Source organism: Vicingus serpentipes, assembly GCF_007993035.1.
Taxonomy (GTDB): Bacteria; Bacteroidota; Bacteroidia; order Flavobacteriales_E; family Vicingaceae; genus Vicingus; species Vicingus serpentipes.
Window position 1 is genome coordinate 705,187 of record NZ_VOOS01000001.1, and the last position, 25,170, is coordinate 730,356.

Annotated in this window: 22 protein-coding genes; 5 read left to right on the forward strand and 17 right to left on the reverse strand. The window is 31.2% G+C overall.

Features of this window, described 5'->3' with window-relative positions; genetic code table 11:
• Nucleotides 1-71 precede the first annotated feature (71 nt).
• Both FRY74_RS03160 and lnt read left to right on the forward strand, forming a co-directional pair.
• Nucleotides 72-1,232: a proline dehydrogenase family protein gene (locus FRY74_RS03160; protein ID WP_147098517.1), complete on the forward strand. Its 1,161-nt coding sequence runs from the start codon at nt 72-74 to the stop codon at nt 1,230-1,232.
• Nucleotides 1,233-1,254: 22 nt separating this feature from the next.
• The gene (gene lnt / locus FRY74_RS03165) at nt 1,255-2,868 is read left to right on the forward strand and encodes an apolipoprotein N-acyltransferase (protein WP_147098519.1); all 1,614 of its coding nucleotides are present in this window, start codon (nt 1,255-1,257) and stop codon (nt 2,866-2,868) included.
• A gap of 14 nt (nt 2,869-2,882) precedes the next feature.
• On the opposite strand, the gene FRY74_RS03170 is transcribed toward lnt, so the two are convergent.
• The 8 genes from FRY74_RS03170 to FRY74_RS03200 all read right to left on the reverse strand — a co-directional run bounded on the left by FRY74_RS03170 (nt 2,883) and on the right by FRY74_RS03200 (nt 15,755).
• Complete coding sequence (locus FRY74_RS03170; RefSeq protein WP_147098521.1) at nt 2,883-3,212, reverse strand: DUF4296 domain-containing protein; 330 nt, start codon at nt 3,210-3,212, stop codon at nt 2,883-2,885.
• 69 nt (nt 3,213-3,281) lie between these two features.
• Nucleotides 3,282-3,830 (reverse strand): hypothetical protein, encoded by a 549-nt coding sequence (locus FRY74_RS03175; RefSeq protein WP_147098523.1) that lies wholly within the window; start codon nt 3,828-3,830, stop codon nt 3,282-3,284.
• Nucleotides 3,831-4,008: 178 nt separating this feature from the next.
• Nucleotides 4,009-4,680, reverse strand: a complete 672-nt coding sequence (locus tag FRY74_RS03180) for an energy transducer TonB (RefSeq protein WP_147098525.1) — start codon at nt 4,678-4,680, stop codon at nt 4,009-4,011.
• Between the two features lie 61 nt (nt 4,681-4,741).
• Nucleotides 4,742-5,128 carry a VanZ family protein gene (locus tag FRY74_RS13075; protein ID WP_170227937.1) on the reverse strand — a complete coding sequence of 129 codons (387 nt, stop codon included), beginning with the start codon at nt 5,126-5,128 and terminating at the stop codon, nt 4,742-4,744.
• Nucleotides 5,125-5,502 (reverse strand): glycine cleavage system protein GcvH, encoded by a 378-nt coding sequence (gene gcvH / locus FRY74_RS03185; protein ID WP_147098526.1) that lies wholly within the window; start codon nt 5,500-5,502, stop codon nt 5,125-5,127. Before gcvH ends, FRY74_RS13075 begins: the two co-directional genes overlap by 4 nt.
• 84 nt (nt 5,503-5,586) lie before the next feature.
• Nucleotides 5,587-12,888 (reverse strand): T9SS outer membrane translocon Sov/SprA, encoded by a 7,302-nt coding sequence (sov, locus tag FRY74_RS03190; protein ID WP_147098528.1) that lies wholly within the window; start codon nt 12,886-12,888, stop codon nt 5,587-5,589.
• A gap of 14 nt (nt 12,889-12,902) precedes the next feature.
• Nucleotides 12,903-13,484, reverse strand: coding sequence for a Holliday junction branch migration protein RuvA (gene ruvA, locus FRY74_RS03195; protein WP_147098531.1), 582 nt, complete (start codon nt 13,482-13,484; stop codon nt 12,903-12,905).
• Nucleotides 13,485-15,755 carry an NADP-dependent malic enzyme gene (locus tag FRY74_RS03200; RefSeq protein ID WP_147098533.1) on the reverse strand — a complete coding sequence of 757 codons (2,271 nt, stop codon included), beginning with the start codon at nt 15,753-15,755 and terminating at the stop codon, nt 13,485-13,487. It abuts the gene before it with no gap.
• Between the two features lie 42 nt (nt 15,756-15,797).
• On the opposite strand from FRY74_RS03200, the gene FRY74_RS03205 reads away from it, so the two are divergent.
• From FRY74_RS03205 to FRY74_RS03215, 3 genes are read left to right on the forward strand one after another with little or no spacing between them, the layout of a single operon-like run.
• Entirely contained in the window at nt 15,798-16,550 is a 753-nt protein-coding gene (locus FRY74_RS03205; RefSeq protein WP_317132187.1) for an SIR2 family NAD-dependent protein deacylase, read from the forward strand.
• Nucleotides 16,551-16,575: 25 nt separating this feature from the next.
• Nucleotides 16,576-17,205 carry a porin family protein gene (locus FRY74_RS03210; protein WP_147098535.1) on the forward strand — a complete coding sequence of 210 codons (630 nt, stop codon included), beginning with the start codon at nt 16,576-16,578 and terminating at the stop codon, nt 17,203-17,205.
• 3 nt (nt 17,206-17,208) lie between these two features.
• Nucleotides 17,209-17,775, forward strand: a complete 567-nt coding sequence (locus tag FRY74_RS03215; protein WP_147098537.1) for a UbiX family flavin prenyltransferase — start codon at nt 17,209-17,211, stop codon at nt 17,773-17,775.
• On the opposite strand, the gene queG is transcribed toward FRY74_RS03215, so the two are convergent.
• The 9 genes from queG to FRY74_RS03260 form a co-directional block, all read right to left on the reverse strand.
• Nucleotides 17,772-18,701, reverse strand: coding sequence for a tRNA epoxyqueuosine(34) reductase QueG (gene queG, locus FRY74_RS03220; RefSeq protein WP_147098539.1), 930 nt, complete (start codon nt 18,699-18,701; stop codon nt 17,772-17,774). The two genes, FRY74_RS03215 and queG, sit on opposite strands and share 4 nt — an antisense overlap.
• Nucleotides 18,698-19,720 carry a Holliday junction branch migration DNA helicase RuvB gene (gene ruvB / locus FRY74_RS03225; protein WP_147098542.1) on the reverse strand — a complete coding sequence of 341 codons (1,023 nt, stop codon included), beginning with the start codon at nt 19,718-19,720 and terminating at the stop codon, nt 18,698-18,700. The genes queG and ruvB overlap by 4 nt, the downstream gene beginning before the upstream one ends.
• Before the next feature lie 59 nt (nt 19,721-19,779).
• A complete protein-coding gene (locus FRY74_RS03230; RefSeq protein ID WP_147098544.1) occupies nt 19,780-20,448 on the reverse strand; it encodes a hypothetical protein in 669 nt (222 codons plus the stop codon).
• Between the two features lie 11 nt (nt 20,449-20,459).
• Complete coding sequence (locus FRY74_RS03235; protein WP_147098546.1) at nt 20,460-20,696, reverse strand: hypothetical protein; 237 nt, start codon at nt 20,694-20,696, stop codon at nt 20,460-20,462.
• Between the two features lie 24 nt (nt 20,697-20,720).
• Nucleotides 20,721-21,434, reverse strand: a complete 714-nt coding sequence (locus FRY74_RS03240; RefSeq protein ID WP_147098548.1) for an SCO family protein — start codon at nt 21,432-21,434, stop codon at nt 20,721-20,723.
• Nucleotides 21,435-21,504: 70 nt separating this feature from the next.
• Complete coding sequence (locus FRY74_RS03245; protein WP_147098550.1) at nt 21,505-21,870, reverse strand: cytochrome C oxidase subunit IV family protein; 366 nt, start codon at nt 21,868-21,870, stop codon at nt 21,505-21,507.
• An 18-nt stretch (nt 21,871-21,888) separates the two neighbouring features.
• Nucleotides 21,889-22,764, reverse strand: a complete 876-nt coding sequence (locus FRY74_RS03250; protein ID WP_147098552.1) for a cytochrome c oxidase subunit 3 — start codon at nt 22,762-22,764, stop codon at nt 21,889-21,891.
• A gap of 24 nt (nt 22,765-22,788) precedes the next feature.
• Entirely contained in the window at nt 22,789-23,382 is a 594-nt protein-coding gene (locus tag FRY74_RS03255; protein ID WP_147098554.1) for a cytochrome c oxidase subunit 3, read from the reverse strand.
• A gap of 8 nt (nt 23,383-23,390) precedes the next feature.
• Nucleotides 23,391-25,169, reverse strand: a complete 1,779-nt coding sequence (locus FRY74_RS03260; RefSeq protein ID WP_147098556.1) for a cytochrome c oxidase subunit I — start codon at nt 25,167-25,169, stop codon at nt 23,391-23,393.
• Nucleotide 25,170: the final 1 nt, after the last annotated feature.

Here is a 25,170-nt window from a genome sequence, read left to right on the forward strand (position 1 = left end):
ACCACTTTTAAGGTTGAAGAAAATCATATTTTCTTATACTTTCGCATATTAAATTTGGTAAAAAATCCTATATGGTAAATTTTAATAATACAGAAATTGCTTTTAAACAAAAAAGCAATGCCGATTTAAATAACAGCTATTGGTTGTTTAAGATTATTGGTTGGAATTGGTTAATAAATATTGGCCCCGTTTTGCTAGATGTTTTTTTACCATTATGGTTTCCAATACCAATTATAAAAGCTACTATTTTTAAACAATTTTGTGGAGGAGAGAGCATTGAAGATTGTGATAAAACAATTACTAGCTTGGGTGCTCAAAACGTTAAAACAATTTTAGATTATTCGGTAGAAGGCAAAGAAGATGAGCCTGTTTTTGATGCAAATGTAGAAGAAGCATTAAAAGCTTTACAAGTTGCAAAATCTAACCAACTTATCCCTTTTTCTGTATTTAAAGTAACAGGGTTTGGTCGTTTTGCTTTACTTGAAAAAATAAACGCAAAAAAAGAACTTTCAGCAATAGAAAAAGAAGAATTTGACCGAGTTAAAAATAGAACTCATAAAATTTGTGAAACAGCTTTTACTTTTCAAGTACCTATTTTTATTGATGCCGAAGAAACTTGGATTCAAGATGTGGTAGATAATTTAGCATTAGAAATGATGCGTAAATTCAATAAAGAAAAAGCTATTATTTATAATACAGCCCAGATGTATCGCTGGGATAGACTTTCTTATCTTAAAGAATTAAAAAGTATTGCTGATGAAGAAGATTTCTTTATTGGCATGAAGCTAGTTAGAGGTGCGTACATTGAAAAAGAAAGAGATAGAGCAGAAAAAATGGGATATAAAGACCCTATGCAAAAAGATAAAAAAAGCACAGACACCGATTTTAATTTAGCTTTAAAATTTGCTATTGAAAATATCACTAAAATTGCTATTTGTTGTGGCTCACATAATGAAGAAAGTTCAACTTACTTAACCGAATTAATGAATCAAAACAATATATCTGCAAATGATGAGAGAATATATTTTGCGCAATTATTAGGAATGAGTGATCATATTAGCATGAATTTATCTTCTGCAAACTTTAATGTGGCAAAATATGTTCCTTACGGCCCAGTAAAAGATGTAACTCCTTACCTAATTAGAAGAGCTCAAGAAAACACTTCAGTCGCTGGGCAAACAAGTAGAGAGTTATCTTTAATTCTTAAAGAAAAAGCCAGAAGAAAGGGCTAAAATTTATCCCTATATTTGCTTTATGCAAAAATTAAAATTAGCAGGTTTAGCTATTCTAAGTGGTTTATTAATGGGCGTTTCATGGCCCGAAACAGGAAATTTAGCTCCACTATTTTTTATTGCTCTAACACCTTTATTATATATCGAATATACAGTAACACAAAATAAAATAAAATCTAGATTTTTATTTTATTACGCTTATTTAGCTTTTATCACTTTTAACACCTTTACTACTTGGTGGATTTGGTTTGCTTCTGATGCTGGAATGATAATGGCTGAGGCACTCAACTCTTTATTTATGGCTACTGTATTTTTATGGTTTCATAGCATAAAGAAAAAACTGGGGGCAAAAAAAGGCTACTTTTCACTAATTGTTCTTTGGATTGGTTTTGAATGGCTTCACTACAATTGGGATTTATCACATCCTTGGTCGAGCTTCGGAAATGTGTTTGCTAATCATATCAAATTAATTCAATGGTATGAATATACCGGAGTTTTAGGTGGAACATTTTGGCTATTATTGGTAAACATTTTAGTATTTAATTTAATTCGAAAAATTGTAATTCTTAGTGAACCAATTAAAAGTCAACTTAAATTAATATCAATTACTGCTCTATTAATAATCATACCTATTTCCACTTCATATATAATTTTCAATAACTATACAGAAATACAAACCCCTATTGAAGTAGTAATTGTACAACCTAACATTGATCCTTACACAGAAAAATTTGGCGGAATGAGCGAAGCTCAACAAGTAGGCAGGATTTTATCTTTGGCAAAGGAAAAAACGACACTATCTACCGACTTTGTTATTGCTCCTGAAACTGCCATACCAAGAGGAAGTGAAGAATCTGTTTTAGAGCAAAATTATGCTATCCAAGAAATTAGAAGATTTTTAAGAAATTATCCTAACACAAAATTTGTGATAGGCGCTAGCACATACAATGATTACCCTAAAAGTGAAGAAAAACCCACACCTTCTGCAAGACCTGATGAAAGAACTGGTGGTTGGTATGATGCCTTTAATTCTGCATTACAGATAAGCAATAATGAAGAAATAAAAATATACCATAAATCTAAATTGGTGTTGGGTGTTGAAAAATTACCATTTGCCAAATTACTTAGTCCATTAGAAGATTTTGCGATTAACCTTGGTGGAACAATGGGTAGTTTAGGCGTTCAAAAAGAAGCTGAAATTTTTAAAAATGAAAAAGGAAATATCGCTCCAGTAATTTGTTATGAATCTATTTATGGCGATTATGTTACCGATTATATTAAAAAAGGAGCTGACGCTATTTTTATTATTACAAATGATGGCTGGTGGGAAGATACACCTGGATACAAACAACATTTAACTTACGCGCAATTAAGAAGTATAGAAACAAGAAGAAGCATTGCTCGAAGTGCAAATACAGGAATATCATGTGTAATAAACCAAAAAGGAGAAATTGAACATAAAACTAAATGGTGGGAAAAAGCTGTGGTAAATGCTACCATTAATCTAAATACTAAAACAACAATATACACTCAATTTGGAGATTATCTTGGTAGAATATCTGCCGCACTAGCTGCCTTGCTATTATTATGGAATATCAGTTTATATTACAAAAGTAAAGGCCAGTCAATTGACTAAGAACTAATTGTAAATTAGCTGCCCTCTACTTGCTTCTGAGAAAATATAGAAATTACCTCATTATAAATCTCCTCCATTTGAGATGGCCGTGAAGTATAATATTTTAAGCTTTCGTCAAAATTTTGACTAGTAGTTTTATGTTTTTCAAAAATAGAATTAGATACTTTATCTAAATCAAACTTTTTATCTTGGCTTTTAATTTTAAAAGCTGCTTGAGAAAGTTCTATCTCAACTATTAACTGAATCATTTCCTGTTTTGGCAAAACATTAGAAGGCTTTAACTCCTCATGCTTACATCCTAAAAAAAACATTACTAATACAACTATTACAACTTTACAACTCATTGTTTCATTTTATAAAAAAACCCTATTCTGTATTTTAACAAAATAGGGTTTAAGTATATTTATTTAAAATTAAGCCTCAACTTTAGCTTGCTTTTTCTCTTTTAATGTATTAACACTTTCCAACATTTTCTCAATCATACCAGCCCCATAATTCCCATCAATTAAATCTCTTACTTCATAAACATCAGATCCTATTTGAGCTCTGTAGAAAAAATGATTTTGAGTTTTCACTCCAGAATCTGGTATATCTTGTTTATAAATAATAAATTTTTCATCTTCTTTCACAATTTCAGACGAAAACACTAAATCCTCTTTTAAATCCATTTTCAACAAATCAATATCACCTTCGCCATACATTATTTCAATTCCATAAGCAGAACCAACAGTAATCTCTAATGCACCTCTTTCTGTTAACACAACCTCAGCTTCTCCATTTTGCTCTGCTGCTGGAACCATAATTGACATCTGAAAACCCCATTGATTTAAATCTAATTCTTCATATCCCTTTAACTCTTTTGGCGCTTCAACTGTATCGTTAGAAGATTCTGTATTATCTCCACCACAAGATGTAAGTGAAACTGCAGTGATTATCATTATAAAATATAAAGCTCTTTTCATTTTAAATTCTTTTAAAAAAACAAATATATATTAAAAATAAGCATCATACAACATTGTTATAAAAGTGTTTTTTCACTTAAGAATGTTGATTGGTTAAGTTTTCAATTTTTAACTAATAAAATTAAAAAAAAAGCATCCATTTAATGGATGCTTTTAAAGTAAACTATCTTAATATCTATTATCTCAATGTAAACTTAATTGGTAAGTTATATGAAACTGAAACAGCTTTACCTCTTTGCTTACCAGGTTTCCAAGATGGCATTGCTTTAACAACTCTTATTGCTTCTTCATCCAGCATCTTGTTAACACCTCTTAATATCTTAGCGTCTCTAATTTTACCGTCTTTACCTACAACAAAGTTAACAAACACAGTTCCTTGAATACCATTTTCTTTGGCTATTTGAGGGTATTTCATGGTTTTCTGTAAGTACTTAAATAATGCTTCTTGACCTCCTCCAGGGAACTCAGGCATACTCTCAACAATAGTAAAAATTTCTTCTTCTACAACTTCTTCTACAACTTCAAATTCTTCAACTATTGTTTCAGCATCAGCTTCTGTATCAATCATTTCAATTTCTTCTACCTCAACATCATCTTCAACTATCTCAATAACTTCTGGAGCAGCTGGTGGTGGTGGTGGTGGTGGTGGCGGTGTATTTTGCTGTGTAATAGGAATAATCTCTTCTTCCATTTCATCAACAACTAACTGTCCAAGTTCACTTGCTTTAACATCGTAAAACTTTAAGTTCACCAATAAATAAATAATTACCATTGACATTAAAAGTCCACCTGCTAAAAAGGTTCCTCTTATTTGTTCTAAATCAGCTTTTGGATTTTTTTTCGGTTCCATATTTTTAATTTTCTAACTCTAAAATTAATAATTTTTTAAATGCATTAACATTTTTATACCATCATCTTTTAAACGGTAGCAATTTAAATAATTTTGGACAAACAGCAACTCCTATTATAGCTCCAATAGTGTTTGCTAGAAAGTCGTAACAATTACCACTTCTATTAACAAAGATGTAATGTTGACAAATTTCCATAAGTCCACCAAACAAAATTCCAAAAACAGCACAAATTATCATCAATTTCAATGTTAAGTTTTCTTTATTTCTTATAAAATAAAACCCAAACATAACGAATAAAGAAAGTAGAAAATATATTGTTATATGTACTACTTTATCAAATCCAAAAAATGGCGCTGATGGTATTTTGTTCCCAGGATAACTACTTAAAATTAATATCGCAAAAAGCCATATTAAAGCTGGAAAAAAGTATTTAAACTTTTTAATTATCCTATTAAATTTTGATAATCATCAGCAGAAAGAAGCCCATCAACTTCTGATATATCAGACATTTTTACTTTTATCATCCATCCACCTTCATAAGGGTCATTATTTACAACCTCTGGTTGAGACTCTAAATCACTATTAAATTCAATAACCTCTCCTGAAACTGGCATAAATAAATCAGAAACTGTTTTTACAGCTTCAACTGTTCCAAATGTTTCTTCTTGAGCTAAAGTTTCACCTTCAGTTTCAACTTCTACATAAACGATATCTCCTAATTCTCCTTGTGCAAAATCAGTAATCCCAATTGTTGCTACATCACCATCAATCTTAATCCATTCGTGATCTTTTGTGTACTTTAAATTTGCTGGAATATTCATTTTTATTCTATTTTTTAATTATCGTGCTAAAGGTATTTATTATTTACAATTATTTATCTCCTAACAATTATATTTTATTAACCATTATTGAGTCAAGCTAAATCTTAAGCTAAACCCAGCATTTGTATTTGTTGTTGGGAAAGAAGTAGAAATAAATGGTTTTGTTGAAATAAAATCATAAAACAATCGAATGTTAAGCTTTTGACTTATTTTATAATCGGCTGTAAACTTAACCGAAAATATTCGCTGACCTGCGGTTAGCTGATTCACTTCTTCAACAATTTTTCTAATAATTGTATTATTGTTTCTTATTGAAAAATCAATTCTTGTATCAACATCACTTTGTATTCTTCGCTTAATAAAAGGAACTCTAATATTTCTAAATTTATAGCCTGTTCCTATCACCCATTCGCGTCCTTTTATTTCTGTTATTTGGCTATTTGATAAACTTAATGAGGCATTTCTATCTTTTTTATACTCTACTCGAATAATCATATTGTTGTTTAATGTCATATCAAACCCCATTAATGGACTAAATTGTTCAGATATAGAAACAGCTGAAATTTGATTCTCAGGAATGAAGTTATTGTTAATATCTCTTGCAGAGCCGTCATCTAGAAAAAGCAAATTAGACGTGAATGAACTAACATTAAATTTAGAAGAATAAGAATGATTCACGCTAAACTTTTTAAACACTCTGTTTATTAACGGAATTTTTTCTAACCCATCATATGTAATTCTCCAATTGGGAATTGGAATATATTTATCAAATGATTTTAAACTTATGTCATCAGCACTTCTTCCTGAATAAGCAGCTAAAAATGTAGGTATCAATACATCTTGTGAAGTACCATTATACCCATCAGTATAATCACCTACAAATCCATTTGAATTAGGATCCTGATCACCTAATCGCTGTGAGACTGTTTTCCTTTTCTCTAAAAAGTCGTCAAATACAACAGAATTCCATGTCCCTTCTTCGTCACTAGAAAAAGCAGTTAAAGCTGTTATGTAAGACATACTAAAACTACCTGTTTCTATTGGTGTTGGAAATTGATAACTATTTAATGTATCTGACCAAAAGAATTGTTGATTTAAATTAGTTGAGTAATTTCTTGTTGCATTTAATTGAATTCTTAAAGATTTTAAAGGTCTTAAAGTTGCTCTAATATTATAGTCTTCACTAAATGTTGTGTTATAAGTATACATTAATGTTGAATTAGGGATTAACCAATCTCTATCTGCTGCATTTTCAGCAAAATTATCTTCTTGTATACCAGATATAAAATTAAATCCTGGAGCAGAAAAACTTGGATTCATTCCTAAAATATCTGATTCTTGATTGTAACCAGGTAAAATTGTACCTCGAGATCTTGTATAAGTTCCTGAGATATTTTTAGTACTCATTAAAAGTAGCGCGACATGATCTAGCGGTTTAAATGGAAGTTTTTTTCTCCACAATTCAGTTTTTGTTGTATCAGTATCTTTAAACTTTTTCAAGTCAAATTCAATAGAAACAGGAGCCGTTCCAGGCTTCCATCCTTTAGCCATTGCATTTTGTGCTTGGGTTTTATTCTTATCAGGTTTCATTCTATTCTGAGCTCTTCGCTGCTGTCTTTCTACAGACCTTTTTTCAATCTTTTTAACAAAATTAAATTGATTGTAAAATTTACCCATATTTAATTGAGTATTGAAAGATGTTGAATTAGTGTTTTGTATTGTATTTCCTAAGCTATCTGCACCTATAGGAGCTCTTTGCCAATCATATCCTCCAGAATATTGAGCTGTTAAGGTTATAAAATCAAGAAGCGGAAGCTTGTTAATTGGCACTTCATAATTCAGATTAAAACTATGATTGTAATTGGTATTTATTCCAAATTCTCTAAAGCTTTGCAATACAGTATCTTTCCATTGCTGATATTCGTCTTCAAATTCTTTGTTAACTCTTCCGTTGGCAGTTAAAGGTTCATTAATTGTAGCTCTATTTGATGCGTTGAAATTGAATTTTAACGCTTTAGTAATATCATATTTCAATGCATAAATTCTGTTCCAATAAAAATGCTTTTGATAATACGTTGGCAATTCAAAATCAAATCCAGTATTATTTCTTTGCTGACGTTCAGAATACATTCTATCCACATCTGTTTGAAATGAAAATTGTTTTGGCGCGAGATAGAAGTTAAAGTCTTTTATAAATTGAAAGGCTTTCTTTTTTGCAATTTTAGTTTCACTAAAAGGAGTATAATTTTTTGGATTATTACTAAACGAATATGCAATTCCAGCTTTATAATTTTTTCTAGTATCAAACTGAGTATTTATATCATGAAAATGAGAAACGGAATAGCCATAATTAAATGACCAGTTAGAAATATCATAAAAACGTGATTTAACCTGTCCTTTAGGCTTTAACTTTCTAACATTCGTAAAATTGATACTTCTCCTTTTCGAGAATTCAACAGTTCTTGCCCTAACAGAATCTCTATAATTTTGAGAAAATTGCTCATCATCTAATAAATTATTTAATTCAATATCTGGATCTAAAGGATTATACTTAGGGGTAACTCTACCTTCTGATACGTTGTAATACATTGGCACACTTATACCAACTTTTTCAGGAATAAATTTCCCTAATTCAACATTTGCAGATAGGTCATATCCTTTTCTGGTTTCTATTTGTCTTTCATTCAACTTTTGCTGAACACTTCCAAATCCTGGTGTACTATAGTTACCTGCAAGAGTAATGTTTCCTAAGTCCGCAATTTGAGTAGTTAATCGAGCTTGGGTAGCCCAACCTCCCTCATTATCAAACTCATTCATTCTTAACTCATTCACCCATATTTCAGCAGATTTTTCTAATGCATCATCAAGAGGATTTATAGGTGATTGCTTTTTGTTTCTCACCCCAATCATAAATACTTTTACTTCAGCTAAATTTGGATTTCCTTTTACTTTTAATGTATTTTTCCCGTCTGCTTCTTCAAACTCTTTATTAATAATAACTCCACTTTGAGGATCCGATAAAAGAGCATTCCTTCTTAACTTTAAATCCGTTAGCTTACTAAATACTAAATCAATATTATTTTCTTCTGGCCAAACAGCGAATTGATCATTTTCATTCCCGCTATCATAAAATCCAGGAGCTGTAACTTTTAATGGTACTTCATATTCATAAAAATGATTATTAAAATCAGTTCCCATTCTAATGAAAACGGTTAAATCATTATCATTTAATGGCACTGTTGGATTACTTTCTTCTGCATGGATATACATTTTCAATCTTTTATAACGTCTTATATCAACATCCATAACTTTATATCCAGCTCTTGCATCTCCATCTTTTAAGTTAGAAACATTTAAAGCTAGAGATTGTTCATTTAGTTGATTTAATCCATTATTACTAGTAGATGGGTTTGGATTTATTTCTCTTAAAATACCTGGAGGGATAACATAATTAACTGGGGTTTTACTACTGTTCTCTTCAACATTAACAGCTGATATGATAAACGAAGTTTCATTATCGTCAGTACCAATATAATCACCTAAACTCAATAGACTTCCATCATATTTTCTCCATTCACCTCTTACTAAATCAAGTTGCGCAAATCTCAACACAACTTCTTCATTAAACCCTTTCATGAACATTCTCATAAATCGAATTGATTTAAAATCGCTAATATTTCCAACAATTTTTTCTGGCTCACGAATTGGAATTTTAAACTGATACCATTTTATATTTCGTGTTTCCCCATTAGCAGTTTTCACAGTAGTTTCCAATACGTTAGTAATATAATTATTCCCAACGTTAGAAGGGTTTACTTGTGTTGGGTTCAAGTTTATTACATATTGGAAATAGCTTTCTTTAAAATCTAAATTGTTATTTAAATTTATATCTTCCACATTAGGTCTTGTTGTTGCCGAAGTTGAATAAGGTTCAGTATATTGCTCTGAAGTAGGTGAGTTACCATCAGGGTTAATAAATTTCTTATACCTATCTAAAATGTTCGTTTCATTCGCATCAAAATCAGAACCTCTATAATGGTGATAATCATCTGCAGCAGGGTCTGATCCAAAGTTGTTCCCAAAAAAAGCTGCTTCTTCACTGTTATTTAAACCATCATACCCAACATCTTGAAAAACTCTAGTAGATGGCGTATTATCAAAAGCATTAACTAATACCTGAACATTTGGAACCCTACCCCATATAGTTGTATCTACTAAGTTCGTATTCTCTCCAGTTGCATAATCAATTGGTCCAATTGGTAATCCATTTTCAAAACTCTTACGTGAATCTTTTAGTATATCCTCAGAAATATTTCCTAAGTTAAAATATAATTGACCCCCAGCATGATTTGGATTTCCATCTTCATCATTGAAAGGGTCCATAACCCAAAATTGAATAAATTCAACATTAGAAGATTCAAAATCTGTAGTTTCAATTTTACGCATCATACCACCCCATCGAGTAGTTGGGTTATTAAGAGTTCCGTCAGCTGCGATACCAGAACCTGGACCAGAACCATCATCAAAATTATAAGGACCTCTTTCTCTTGGATAGAATGCTAAATCTAAAATTGGCATATTGGTAATAATACCATTTGTTTGACTCCTGTTAGGAAAAACCTCTGTTTGCAATACCTCTCTCATATAGTGATTGGATTGCATATCTGGATCATTTTTTATGTGATTAGGTGTCCTAGAATCATTTCTCCAAAATAAAGGATCTATAATATACCAAGACAAGTTTGCTCTATTATATCCATAAGCAAGTGTGTTAGATAAAGCTCCATCTCCTTCAGGAAATAAATCTGGTTGACCTTGAGGTGTACTTGCTAAATTCCATTGAGAAATAGTAGTTAAATCTATAGTAGATTGACTTCCTTCAAAATCATCTAAATAGGCTGTTCCACTTTTAGATATTGCCGAAGGGTTTCCAGGTCTTAATTGGGCAAATTCACCTTCAATAGTAATTGTGGATTTTTCTTTAGTACTATAAATTGGCAATTTATCAGCTAATCTAGTTAATAAAGGCACTTCGCTTGTATAAGTTAAATCTAACCCCCAAATCATATTATTAATTGGCTCATCACCAATATTAATTTTTGGTGTTAAAGGTCTTTCTGATAATTTTATAACTGTACCTCCAATATTGAACTTATCACTTATCTTATAATCCAATCTTGTACCCATCATAGTCTTTGTTTGAATATTAAATAAAGACTGGCTTTCTAGTGATATTTTAATAGGAGTACCTGATTGTAAAATCCCATCATTTATAATTTTTACTCGACCTAAATTATAGTCGACAGTATAATCAACATTTTCAGTTAAGGTTGCCCCTCCTGCAGTAACAACAACTGATCCTTGTGGAATATTTAATGAATTAAGGGATATATCAGAACTAGAAGAGGAAGAATATTGTCCCTTTATTACAAATCTATTTTTCGCTACATCTTGCTGAGCTAAAACTTGTGTTGTAGCATAAAGTGAGTCGAATGCATATTTCTCGCCAAGAACAGGGTCATCAAACTTACCTCTTAAATGAGAACCAAAAGGCTCGAGAACTGGGAAATAAACTCGTCCATTAGAAGCGCTAATAGTAACCCCATCAATAAAATCAAAAACACCATCTGAATTTGGTTGATTATTAGAATTCATTCTATCTAAATTCATAACACTAATAATCGGAAGACCATTTAGATTCCCATCAGGAATAAATGGTATTTCAACACCTGTTGCTGGATTTAAATAATCAATAGTTAAAAAGAAATCATTCTGAGAAATATTAAATGCCCCCAAGGAATAAACATTTTTCATCATTAAATCCCAAGTTGGTAAATCTGTGCTTAATATTGTTCCTTTTAACAACTTAACATACAAAGCTTCTTGTCCTGGGATACCATCAGTTGAAAATTCACCAACTTGATATACTTGACCATCATAAGTATATTGAAATGAAACTGCTAAAATTTGATCAGCCTGAACAGATGAATTTAAAGAAATATAACCCAATTGAGGGTGAACTCTATACTCTGAAGGATTTAACAATCTAGCATCTTGGTACTTTTCAAAATCAACACCATTTTCAAAACCAATATTTTCTAATTCCCCACTAGCATCAACAAAACTTCGGATTAAGTTAGCTCCTGGATATCCTTCTGTTATATTCCCATATAAATTATTTGAAGTGTTGATAGGAAGATTAGTATTGGGTGATGGATTAGCATCAAATACTAATGCATCATTATAAATATTATTTTGAGTTCCTTCCCCTAAATCCATAAACCCAATAATGTTTTTGGTGTTGTTAACTGAATTGTTAACGTTTGAAGTCCAAACTTCAACTTTGGTAATATTTACTCTAGAATTAACTATTGGTGGTGATGCTAATGAACTTTCATATGTATCTCTAAAATATTGTGATAAAAAGTAGTGCTTATACTCTTCATACTCAGAACCTTGCTTTTCAAATTCTTGAATTTGTGCTCCACCTTGCACGTTAATTTCTTTTTTCTCTCCTTTTTCTTGTGACAAGACACTTGTTACGTACAATCTTCCGAATTTCAATTCGGTTTTTATTCCAAAAAGTGTTTGACTTCCCGTAATTAAAGAACTTTTAAGTGGTAATGAAACATTTCCTGCTTCAATTTTTTGAATTATCTCATCTTCATAACCAGTATATTCTATTTTCATTTGATTTTCAAAATCAAATGTGGCTTCAGTATTATAGCTTGTAGATAATTTTAGCTTCTCACCAATGTTACCAACTACATTTAACTGAATTTTTTGGTCAAAATTAAAAGTTGTTGTGGTTCTTTGATTTGCAGGTAAGGCAGGATTGTCTCGAGAAGAACGATTAATCCCAAATGACAACTCTGCTGAACCTTGCGGCCTTATATCTATTGTATTCCCTCCAAATATTCTATCAAAAGCTTTCCCTTTAACAGTTAAACTGGGTCTAAATCCTTTTGTTTGATTAATGTCATCCGCTGCAGCTTTTTCTTTCCAATATTTCTGCATGGATTTTTTAGCGTCATAATTAATATATTCTTCAAAATCCATATAAGTAGGATACTTATAATATCTACCTCCTATTTTCTCAGAATAATTATAACTCTCGGTCTCTGGATCATATTCAAATCCAGATTCCACATTAGATGGATTACTTAAATATAAACCTCCGTTATTATCATTTTCAGGACCTCCCATGCCATCTTCAAATGGAAATGGCAAATCAATTTCTGGACTATCTAACTGAAGAGCTAGGATATTGTTATGAGGAATGGCTTTGGTAAAAGTAGGATTGACAATATTGTTTACAACCAAAATAATGGATGATAATAGCAATATTGTAAATGCACTTTTATATGTTTTTTTTGTAATCTTCAAACCAAATCCACTTACTAAAGATTTTTTAATGTTCTTTTAATAAGCTCTTCAACTGTAATGTCTGATGTTTGTGAAACTATTTTCGTAAGTGCTTTTTCTGCTGGTCCTTTTGAAAATCCTAACATTACAAGTGCACTTAACGCTTCATCTTTAATAGTATTGTTTGAGAAGATAGATAAATTATCGGAATTTTCAACCTTACCTATTTTATCTTTTAAATCAACAATAATTCTTTCGGCTGATTTTGCACCTATGCCCTTTACTCCTTTTAGTGTATTTACATCAGAAGTCATTATTGCATTCTTAGTTTCATCTGGAGATAATGAGGATAAAATCATCATAGCAGTACTAGATCCTACTCCAGAAACCGAGATCAATAACCGAAATAACTCTCTTTCACTTTTTTCTTTAAATCCATAAAGAAGTTGAGCATCCTCTCTAACCACAAAGTGGGTAAAAAGTAAGCAAGACTCATTATCACCAATTTTAGAAAATGTATTTAAAGATATATTTAACTGATAACCAACACCATTACAATCTATAACAACATAAGTTGGTGTCTTTTCTACCAATCTACCTTTTATTTGTGCAATCATTTATTTTCTTGTTTGTACGTCTGCGACAGCTATTGTCACCATATTTACTATTTCCCTTACCGAACTTCCTAGCTGAAGAATATGAACTGGCTTTTTCATACCCAATAAAATTGGTCCAATAGACTCAAATCCAGCCATTTCTTGCATTAATTTATAGGCTATATTTCCAGATGATAAATTAGGGAATATTAATGTGTTTGTATTTTTTCGAGCTAATTCAGAAAATGGAAAAATTTCATCTCTTAAATCTTTATTTAAAGCAAAATTTGCTTGTATTTCGCCATCAACTACTAAATCAGGATGCTCTGAATGTAATATTTTGGCAGCTTCACGCATTTTAATCGCATCTTCTTCTTCAGAAGATCCAAAATTAGAATATGAAAGTAAAGCAATTCTTGGAGTTACTTTAAATCGCTGTATAATTTTAGATGCTAATAAAGTAATATCAACAATATCTCTTGCAGTAGGATTCACGTTTACAGTAGTATCGGCAAAAAAGAAAGGCCCATGCTTTGTAAATAAAATATACATACCTGCGATTTTACTTACATCGTCATCAGTACCAATAACTTGTAACGCTGGTCTAATTGTATTTCTATAATTACGTGTTAACCCTGAAATTAAAGCATCAGCATCTCCCATCTCAACCATAGCTGAACCAAAGTAGTTTCTGCTTCTAACCATATCTCTGGCTTCCATTAAGGTTACACCTCTTCTTTTTCTCTTCTCAAATAAAAGCTTAGCATACTTATCTTTTCTTGCTTGTTCTTTAGAGCTTCTAGGGTCAATTATAGTTAATCCTTCTATGTCTAAATGAAATTCTTCTGCAATCTCATTTATTTTTTTGATTTTACCTAAAAGAATTGGTTTGGCAATTCCTTCATCATTAACAATTTGAGCAGCTTTTAATGTTTTATAATTATCCGCTTCTGCAAACACAACCTTCTTAGGGTTTCTTTTTGCTCTTTCAGTTATGTTTTTAAGCAATTTATTATCTAATCCTAATCGTTTAGATAATTCTTCTTTATAATCTTCCCAGTCAGAAATAGGACTTTGAGCAACACCTGAATCAATTGCTGCTTTTGCCACTGCTGGTGCTATTGTGGTTAAAAGTCTTGGGTCTAGTGGTTTCGGTATTATAAAATCTCTTCCGAAAATTATATTTTTTTCATCGTAAGCTTCATTTACCACTTCAGGAACAGTTTCTTTCGCTAGTTGAGCAATAGCTTTAACTGCTGCCAACTTCATTTCTTCATTTATACAAGTAGCTCTTACATCTAATGCACCTCTAAAAATATAGGGAAATCCTAAAACATTATTTACTTGATTAGGATGATCTGAACGACCTGTTGCTATAATTATATCTTTTCTTGAAGCTATTGCATCCTTATAAGCAATTTCTGGGTCTGGATTTGCTAAAGCAAAAACAATAGGATTACTTGCCATTGTTTTAACCATTTTTTTAGTTAACAATCCTCCTCTTGATAATCCAAGAAACATATCTGCTCCATTCAAAGCTTCCTCAAGTGTATTTAAATCTCTTTTAGTTGCAAATTCTTTTTTTGAAGATGAAAGGTCTTTTCTATCTGCTCTAATAACCCCACTGCTATCAACCATTACGATGTTTTCTTTTTTTACACCTAATGAAACATATAATTTTGAACATGACATAGCAGACGCTCCTGCTCCACTAACTACAAGTTTTATTTCATCGATCTTTTTCTCGGCAAGTTCTACGGCGTTAATCATAGCTGCAGATGATATAATTGCTGTACCATGCTGATCATCATGCATTACAGGAATTTTTAATTCCTTTTTTAAGCGTTCTTCTATTTCAAAACATTCAGGTGCTTTAATATCCTCTAGGTTGATTCCCCCAAAAGTTGGAGAAATTGCTTTAACCGTATTTACAAATGAATTGATATCATTAGCATCAACTTCAATATCAAAAACATCAATATCGGCAAATATCTTAAATAACAACCCTTTACCTTCCATAACTGGTTTTGATGCTAATGCACCAATATTACCTAACCCAAGAACAGCAGTACCATTAGATATTACTGCGACTAGATTTCCTTTTGCAGTATATTTATAAGCATCTTCAGGGTTCTTTTCAATTTCAAGACAAGGTGTTGCTACACCAGGAGAATAAGCCAAAGACAAATCTCTTTGAGTACTATATGGCTTTGTTGGAACCACCTCAATCTTACCTGGTTTACCTTGCGCATGATACTCTAAAGCATCTATTTCTTTCCTTGTTTTTCCCATTTTATAGCCAATTCACGAACGCGTAAAAATAACAATAATATTATGAATGACCATAAGTGTTTTTGCCAATATTTTTATATATTTATGGATAATTATTTGAATTTTTTAATGAAAAATATAGTTGTTTTTTCTGGTGCAGGAATTAGTGCTGAAAGTGGCTTAAAAACTTTCAGAGATACTGATGGATTATGGGAGAATCACAATATTGAAGATGTTGCTACTCCTGAAGCATGGGCTAAAAATCCGAAGTTAGTTTTGGAGTTTTATAACGCAAGGAGAAAACAAGTTTTGGAAGCAGAACCGAATGAAGCTCATATAGCAATACCTAAATTAGAAAAGAAATTCAACGTAACTGTTATCACACAAAATATTGACAATTTACATGAGCGAGCTGGCTCAAAAAATGTCATCCATCTTCATGGTGAAATTTTAAAGTCACGAAGTGTATTAACTGGGAAAACTTACCATATAAAATCAACTGAATTAAATATTGGAGATTACTGTGAGAAAAAATCACAATTACGCCCTCATATTGTATGGTTTGGAGAAGAAGTTCCTAAAATGACAGAAGCTCAAGCTATCTGTAAAAAAGCAGAGATATTAATCATTGTCGGAACATCTTTATCCGTTTATCCGGCAGCAAATCTTATTGATTTTACATCTAAAAATTGTACTATTTACTTAATTGACCCAAAAGAAGTTTACACTTCAAAAAAAGATAACATAATCATTATCAAAGATCTTGCAAGCAAAGGATTACCGCCTTTAGTAGAAAAATTGCTTTTACAAAAGTAAATAGAGTTTTCATTAACTTTGCTCTATGAAATTCTTACTCTCTTTTCTATTTATTTTAATATTTCCCATTTTTATTAATGCGCAAGTATTTAATGCTGGTGTTATGCTTGGAATAAGTGGATCGCAAGTTGAGGGAGATGGATATGGAGGTTATAATAAACTTGGTTTTATTGCAGGAGGCTTTGCAAATACAGAGTTTTCTGATAAAGTTTCAACTCAACTAGAGATATACTACATTAATAAGGGCAGTCAAAAAAATCCAAGACCAGACAAAGGAGATGTTGAAGCTTTTAACTTAAATATTAATTATATCGAAATCCCTATAAGTTTTCGTTATCATTATAAAAAATTCATTTTTGAAGGAGGTTTATATGCTAGTAAATTTTTAAGCTATTCAATGAGTGACCAGTTTGGAGAAAGAGACACTGGCAACTACCCTTTTAAATCGTTTGATTTTGGTGGATTCTTTGGTATAAACTATAAAATAAACGATAATTTTATTTTTAATTTACGTTCTAAAAATTCACTTATTCCTATTCGTGACTTTAATAATTTCGACCAACAGATTGGAATTTTAAACAAGCTTTTTAATAGAGGCTGGTATAGTTTAGATTTAAATTTTTCAGTAAGGTATCAATTCAATAAAAGCAAGTAATATATGAGTAAAAGAAAAATAATCATTGCAGTAACTGGTGCTTCTGGAAGTATTTATGCAAAACTTTTACTCGACTTTTTCACACTCCAACAAGATAAAAATAACATTGAAGTCGGAGTTGTGATGAGTGATAATGCAAAAACAGTTTGGGAACATGAATTAGGAAACCAGGATTACAAAAACTACTCTTTTACATTTTACGATAAAAATAATTTTTACGCCCCTTTTGCTTCTGGCTCTGCAAAATATGACACTATGGTTGTTGTTCCATGCTCTATGGGTACTTTAGGACGAATTGCTAATGGTATTTCTAATGACTTATTATCTAGAGCCGCTGATGTGATTTTAAAAGAAAGAAGAAAATTAATTTTAGTTGCTAGAGAAACTCCTTATAATTTAATTCATATTAAAAACATGAAAACTGTTACTGAAGCTGGCGGAATAATTTGCCCCGCAACGCCTTCTTTTTATAGTCAACCAAAAACTATAGAAGAAGTTGCTCAAACAGTTGTTAGCAGAATTATTGATTTAATTGGATTAGAAAACGAGACTTATCGCTGGGGAAATTAATTTTTATTTAAAAAGTCAATATTCCTTTTTATTCCTTTAAACTTAGTTCGTTTAACTGCTGACTTCTTGAAAATTTCTTGATAAATCTCTTCTGTTAAATCCATCCATTCATTTTTTGAATACTCCAATAGTTTAGGATGTGGATTAAATAATTTCTCATTATGTGGTTTAGAAAATCTATTCCAAGGGCATACATCTTGACAGATATCACATCCAAACATCCAGTCGTTAAATTTCCCTTTTACTTCGTTTGGTATAATTTCGTCTTTAAGCTCAATGGTGAAATAAGATATACATTTACTTCCATCAACTACTTTTCCAGGTAAAATTGCTTCTGTTGGGCAAGCATCTATACATGCTGTGCAGGTTCCACAATAATCTTTAATTGGATTATCATATTCTAATTCTAAATCCAAAATTACTTCTGCTAAAAAAAAGAAAGATCCATTTTTAGGATGAATTAGCATTGCATTTTTACCTATCCAACCCAATCCACTTTTTTTAGCCCATGCCCTTTCTAGAACAGGAGCTGAATCGACATATATTTGAGCATTAACTTCACCAACTTCTTCATGAATAAAACTCACAAACTCTTTTAATTTCTTTTTTATTATGGCATGATAATCTTGCCCATAAGCATATTTAGAAATATTAAAACTATCATCTCGTTGCTCCTTTTCTGGGAAATAATTATACATCAATGTGACAACTGACTTTGAACCTTCAACCAATTTTGTAGGATCTAAACGTTTTTCAAAATAGTTTTCCATGTATTGCATTTTACCATGCATATTTTGGCTTAACCATTTTTCTAATCGAGGAGATTCTTCCTCTAAATATTCAGCTTTAGCAATTCCACAAAAAGAAAAACCCAAGCGAGTTGCTTCGGTTTTAATTTGTTGGGTGTATTCAGTACTTTTTATCAAAACAAATTTCCTTGGCTTGGATTTTTGATTCTTCCTAAATGTTTATACGCTTTTTCTGTCACTTCTCTCCCCCTTGGAGTTCTCATAATAAAACCTTCTTTGATTAAAAATGGTTCATAAACTTCTTCAATGGTCCCAGCTTGTTCACTTACAGCTGTAGCAATAGTTGTTAAACCAACAGGACCTCCTTTAAATTTATCTATAATGGTTGTTAATATTCGATTATCCATATCGTCTAATCCATGCTTATCTACATTTAAAGCAGTTAAACCAAATAACGAGATTTCTTTTGTAACTGTTCCGTCACCTTTTACTTGAGCAAAATCTCTTATTCTTCGCAATAATGAATTTGAAATACGGGGAGTACCTCTACTTCTTCCTGCAATTTCGTATGCTGCATCTTCATCAATAGCAACTTTTAAGATGTCTGATGAGCGCTGAATTATTTTAGCCAATAAATCAGTATCATAATATTCTAATCGGGAAGTAATTCCAAAACGAGCTCTTAAAGGAGAAGTTAATAATCCTGTTCTAGTAGTTGCTCCTACTAAAGTAAAAGGATTTAATTCAATTTGAACACTTCTAGCGTTTGGTCCAGAATCAATCATAATATCAATTCTATAGTCTTCCATTGCTGAATACAAATACTCTTCTACAACAGCAGATAAACGATGTATTTCATCAATAAACAACACATCTCCTTCTTCGAGGTTAGTAAGTAACCCTGCTAAATCTCCTGGCTTTTCTAAAACAGGGCCTGAAGTAATTTTAAACCCAACATTTAACTCGTTAGCAATTATATTAGCTAAAGTAGTTTTACCTAATCCAGGAGGTCCATGCAATAAAACATGATCTAAAGCTTCATCCCTTTGTTTCGCAGCTTCAACAAATATTTTTAAATTATCAATTACTGGTTTTTGACCTGTAAAATCGTTAAAAGATAATGGCCTTAATGCTTTTTCGTACTCCTTTTCGTTAGGAGTATAATTGTAATCATTTGCATCAAGATTTTCATTCATAACCCAAATTTAATAAATATTCAATTGAAGCAACTAAAGAGTTTAAAACTATTAAACATTTATTCTGCTTGAATTTCTTTTCCCGTTATTGTTCTAACTATTTCGCCTAAATAAATTTTAGCTTTAAATATAAAAACTGGTGAAGTTAAATGCTCTGAAATATTTTTGTTTTTATACAAAATTAATCGATATCCTATTCCTGAACCTATACCTACCCATCTCACTATTTTATAATCTATTAACATGGATGGTTCATAAGATAAGATAAAAGAATGATTGGTTTTTTCTTTGGAATCAGTTAAACTATTGTAAAATTGATAATATCCTCTTCCTATACCGAATTGAATAGCAATATTAAATTCCCATTTTTTACTATTATGATAAATATATTCTAAATATGGAGAAAGATATTCGTAATATAAATCTGCTTTGTAATTTACATCATCTTTTTGTATAAATGATTTTGAAGGAGAGATTAAACGATTATAACCTAATCCCATTTTAAACTCCCTATTAAAACTTAACCCTAGCTTAACTCCAGTTGTTCTAATATCACTTGCAGCAATAAATGAGAATCGAGTATCAAGTTTAACATCAAGTTTAGGTTTTATTTTAAATGATGTTCGAAAATCTTCTTCAAAAACCCCTACTTGTTCGTTGGATTGACTGTAATATTGTAATGAAAAAAAAGATAGAAGTATAAAAAAATAAAGTCTTATAAATTTCATTCGGCACCTACTTAAACTCCAGATTTATTTTTCATATAATGTTTATAAATAAAATAGCCAACTCCTCCAATTAATATATATGGGATAAACATAAGATATAAAATACCTTCATTGATTCCTTGGGCTGCAGTACCACCTCCTGCTAAATCAGATTCAGCCACAGCTTTACACATTGCACATTGTGCATTTGAAACGTAACTAATACCATAAAATAAACTTACAAGAAATATTTGTTTAGCAATTTTCATATTGTAAAGTTAAGAATTTAACTATTATCGTTTTTGCTCAATCTTATTTTTGGTACTCCCCTTTAAAGGCACAAATTCTTCTTTATATAAAATATCAATTGCATCAGTTAGTTTTTCTTTAGTTTCTTTATGAACTGTACCATCAAAATAACCTCTTATATGTCCTTCTTTGTCTACTAAAATTAGCATACTAGAATGTAAAAAACCTCCAGGAGCTATTGAGTCCCTCATTGTGCTAACAAAAAATCCATTAAATGCTACATCATAAATTTCATCTTTGTTACCTGTAACAAAATCCCAATTTTTAGTATCTGCGTGTACTTTTTTAGCATATTCAGCTAATACGGGTACAGAATCATGCTCTGGATTAACGGTAATCGATAAAAACCTTAGTTCTTTTCTGTCTTTAAATTTCTCTTGAATATAACTCATATTCGTGGTCATTTTAGGACAAATTGTTGGACAGGTTACAAAAAAGAAATCTGCAATATAAACATGACCAAACATATCGTCACGAGTAATCTTATTCCCATCTTGATTAATAAATTCAAAATATGGTATTTGATGATAATTAGTATCATATTTACCGTCCTCATTTAAGACTGCTTCCCTTGGGCCTACAAAAGGTAAACGAGTAAACTTATGCTCACCACTATAAAGCATCAAATACATAATTGAAGGCAATAATAAAATTGCAAATAGATAATTTACTTTTTTAAATTTCTTAAAGAATGTCATTGTTATAAAATTAAAAGAGACCACAAATTTACTTGTGATCTCTTTAATAAAAATTATTTATTGTAATATTTTAATATAACCAATTTTCCATCATTTCTGAATAAACACCTTCAGTGAAGATATGGTATAATAAATATAATGCTAATAATACATATGGTACTATAAGTGTATTTTTCAACCAAGTATTTTCATGCTTTAAGTGCATATATTCAGATACTATATAAAAAGCTTTTACAATAGTAAGAATTATAAAAGTCATTTTAACAAAAGCCCATCCTACACCAAGGTCTTTCCAAAAAATTCCTAACATAACTTCAACAGTTGTAATAGCTAGTAATACCCAAAATATTAACCAAATTCTCTTTCTTGCTTTTTTACCTTCTTCTGCTGAATGATGAACAGCGTATTCGTAAGGTTTATCTTCTGAATGTGACATAATGTTCTTTTTTAAAAATTAAACTAAATAGAAGAATGTAAATACAAACACCCAAACTAAATCTACAAAGTGCCAATATAATCCAACTTTTTCAACCATTTCATAATGACCTCTTTTCTCATAAGTTCCCATTAATACATTAACGAAAATTATAAAATTTAAAACAACACCACTCAATACGTGTGTTCCGTGAAATCCAGTTATAAAGAAAAAGAAATCACCAAATAAAGGATGACCATACTCATTGTGAGTTAGGTTTGCACCATGAATAGCTTTACCGTTTTCAACTGCTTCAGTTAAAGCCTGACCAGTTAATTGTAAATAAGGAGAAGTCACATCTCCTGCCACTTCTCTCCATGGCAACAAAAGAACTTCTTTTGATTCATCAGCCCATCTAGCAATTACTCCTTTTGTTAATTCTACAGATCCATCAGGTAATAAAAATGATCCTTTTCCTAATTCAATAGCTCCTAATTCGGTGCCATGAATAAAGTGACCCCATTCCCATGCTTGCGAACCTAAAAATATAGCTCCACCAACTAAAGTTAATAACATCCATAAAGTTACACCCTTTTTATCCATACGATGACCTGCTTCTACTGCTAATACCATAGTTACAGAACTCATAATAAGAATAAAAGTCATTAAAGCAACATACAATAATGGATGATCGCCATGCATAAAAGGAAAGTGTGTAAACACATTTTCTGCAGTTGGCCATAATGAACCATAATAATGACGGTAAAAACCGTAAGCTGATAAGAAGCCAGTAAATGACAATGCATCTGACATTAAGAAAAACCACATCATTAGTTTTCCATAACTTGCACCAAATGGAGATTTATTATCTCCTGCCCATGCTGTTTTATTGTCTACCGATACTGTATTTGACATATTATTTTTTATTAATAATTAAACTTAAGCTATATATTTTAAAAAGAAAAATAAGTAAATCCATAAGGCACCTAAAAAATGCCAATAAATTATACTCAACTCAACTCCTAAATAATTATTTGCACTATATTTTCCAAGAAAAGATTTAACACTAACAACAATTAAACTAATAATACCTGCTAATAAGTGTAGCACATGAAATGAAGTAATTAAATATAAATAAGAACTTGCATTAGTACTTTCACTACCAGTAGCAACAATACCATTATTGTATAAGCTTTTCCAACCTAAAAACTGACTAACAACAAATGATACACCTAAAATAAGAGTTAAGAGTACTAAACCCTTTAATTGATTTTTTTTGTCTTTTTTTATTGCAATTAATCCTAAGTGAAAAAATAAACTGCTAAGTATAATAATAAATGTACTATAAGTAAAAGCTGAAGGCATTTCGATATTTAACCAATCGGGAGCCCCACCTTTGCTAACTATTACAGCACTAGTCCATCCACTAAAAAACATGACAATACTAACAATACCTATCCATAGAAGAGGTTTTGCTGTTTTACGTTTGATCTCAGCTTTTGAATTTATATTATCTAGAGTAATGCTTGACATGCTTTAATTTAGTGTCCTCCATCATTTTCGTTTTCACCAAGAGGAGTTGTTTGCGGTATAAAATCTTCACCTCCAACATAATCCCCATTCTCATCAACTTTACTATAATCATAAGCCCATCTATGAACCTCAGGAATTTCACCATGCCAGTTACCGTGGATATGTTCCACAGGTGTAGTCCACTCTAAAGAGTTTGCTTTCCATGGATTCATTGGCGCTCTTGGACCTCTTAATGCACTATATACAAAATTGAATAAAAATAATAACTGACCAATAGCTGCCACTATAGCAAACATTGAAATCAACTCATTAATATCTACTAAATTATCAAAAAGAGGAAATTCAGAATTTGTATAATATCTTCTAGGTACACCAGCAAGACCTAAGAAATGCATAGGGAAGAAAACGCCATAAGCACTAACAATTGTAACCCAAAAATGTAAATTTCCTAGATTGTTATTCATCATTCTTCCAAATAGTTTTGGGAACCAGTGGTAAACACCTGCAAACATTCCAAAAATAGCAGATAACCCCATTACAATATGAAAGTGACCTATTACAAAATAAGTATCATGAACATTTATATCAAGAGCCGAATCACCAAGTACAAGACCAGTAACACCACCAGAAATAAAAGTAGAAACTAAACCAATACTAAATAGAGCCGCAGGTGAATAAATAATATTCCCTTTCCATAGAGTTGTTAAATAATTAAAAACTTTAACAGCAGATGGAATAGCAATCAATAGTGTTGTGAAAGTAAATACAGCTCCTAAAAATGGATTCATTCCAGTTACAAACATATGGTGCCCCCATACAATAAATGATAAGAAAGCAATAGCCATCATTGAACCAATCATTGCTCTATAACCAAATATTGGTTTTCTAGACATTGTTGAAATAATTTCAGAAGTAATACCTAAAGCTGGTAATAAAACTATATATACCTCAGGGTGTCCTAAAAACCAAAATAAATGTTCAAATAATATTGGACTTCCACCAGTATGTTCTAATACTTGACCTCCAATATAAATATCTGACAAATAAAAACTAGTGCCGAAACTTCTATCAAAAACCAATAACAAAGCCGCAGCTAATAAAACAGGGAATGATAATACACCAATAATAGCAGTTAAAAAGAATGCCCAAATTGTTAATGGTAAACGAGTCATACTCATACCTTTTGTTCTTAGGTTAAGTATAGTTACAATATAATTCAAACTACCTAATAAAGATGATACAATGAAGACAGACATTGCAACCAACCACAGTGTCATTCCTGCTCCAGAACCTGGTATAGCCTGAGGCAGCGCACTTAAAGGAGGGTATATAGTCCAACCAGCAGATGCCGCTCCACCTTCTACAACTAATGAAATAATCATTATTATAGAAGACAAAAAGAAAAACCAATATGATAACATATTTAAGAATCCTGACGCCATATCTCTAGCTCCAATCTGAAGAGGTATTAATAAATTACTAAATGTACCACTCAAACCTGCAGTTAGAAGGAAAAATACCATTATAGTACCATGCATTGTAACCAATGATAGGTATTTATCTGGTGCCATTACTCCATTTTCAGCCCATGAGCCCATTAACGTTTCAACAAGCCAAAAACTTTCTCCAGGCCAACCTAATTGTAACCTAAATAAAGTTGACATAATCATACCGATGAATCCCATGATAAAACCAGTTATTAAAAACTGTTTTGCAATCATTTTGTGATCAGTACTAAAGATATATTTAAATAAAAAATCTTCTTGATGATGATGATGTGTACTCATT

Coding starts and splice junctions, on each gene's coding strand:
- FRY74_RS03160 (WP_147098517.1), top strand. CDS start 72: ATGGTAAATTTTAATAATACAGAAATTGCTTTTAAACAAAAAAGCAAT.
- lnt (WP_147098519.1), top strand. CDS start 1,255: ATGCAAAAATTAAAATTAGCAGGTTTAGCTATTCTAAGTGGTTTATTA.
- FRY74_RS03170 (WP_147098521.1), bottom strand. CDS start 3,212: ATGAGTTGTAAAGTTGTAATAGTTGTATTAGTAATGTTTTTTTTAGGA.
- FRY74_RS03175 (WP_147098523.1), bottom strand. CDS start 3,830: ATGAAAAGAGCTTTATATTTTATAATGATAATCACTGCAGTTTCACTT.
- FRY74_RS03180 (WP_147098525.1), bottom strand. CDS start 4,680: ATGGAACCGAAAAAAAATCCAAAAGCTGATTTAGAACAAATAAGAGGA.
- gcvH (WP_147098526.1), bottom strand. CDS start 5,502: ATGAATATTCCAGCAAATTTAAAGTACACAAAAGATCACGAATGGATT.
- ruvA (WP_147098531.1), bottom strand. CDS start 13,484: ATGATTGCACAAATAAAAGGTAGATTGGTAGAAAAGACACCAACTTAT.
- FRY74_RS03200 (WP_147098533.1), bottom strand. CDS start 15,755: ATGGGAAAAACAAGGAAAGAAATAGATGCTTTAGAGTATCATGCGCAA.
- FRY74_RS03205 (WP_317132187.1), top strand. CDS start 15,798: ATGAATGACCATAAGTGTTTTTGCCAATATTTTTATATATTTATGGAT.
- FRY74_RS03210 (WP_147098535.1), top strand. CDS start 16,576: ATGAAATTCTTACTCTCTTTTCTATTTATTTTAATATTTCCCATTTTT.
- FRY74_RS03215 (WP_147098537.1), top strand. CDS start 17,209: ATGAGTAAAAGAAAAATAATCATTGCAGTAACTGGTGCTTCTGGAAGT.
- ruvB (WP_147098542.1), bottom strand. CDS start 19,720: ATGAATGAAAATCTTGATGCAAATGATTACAATTATACTCCTAACGAA.
- FRY74_RS03230 (WP_147098544.1), bottom strand. CDS start 20,448: ATGAAATTTATAAGACTTTATTTTTTTATACTTCTATCTTTTTTTTCA.
- FRY74_RS03235 (WP_147098546.1), bottom strand. CDS start 20,696: ATGAAAATTGCTAAACAAATATTTCTTGTAAGTTTATTTTATGGTATT.
- FRY74_RS03240 (WP_147098548.1), bottom strand. CDS start 21,434: ATGACATTCTTTAAGAAATTTAAAAAAGTAAATTATCTATTTGCAATT.
- FRY74_RS03245 (WP_147098550.1), bottom strand. CDS start 21,870: ATGTCACATTCAGAAGATAAACCTTACGAATACGCTGTTCATCATTCA.
- FRY74_RS03250 (WP_147098552.1), bottom strand. CDS start 22,764: ATGTCAAATACAGTATCGGTAGACAATAAAACAGCATGGGCAGGAGAT.
- FRY74_RS03255 (WP_147098554.1), bottom strand. CDS start 23,382: ATGTCAAGCATTACTCTAGATAATATAAATTCAAAAGCTGAGATCAAA.
- FRY74_RS03260 (WP_147098556.1), bottom strand. CDS start 25,169: ATGAGTACACATCATCATCATCAAGAAGATTTTTTATTTAAATATATC.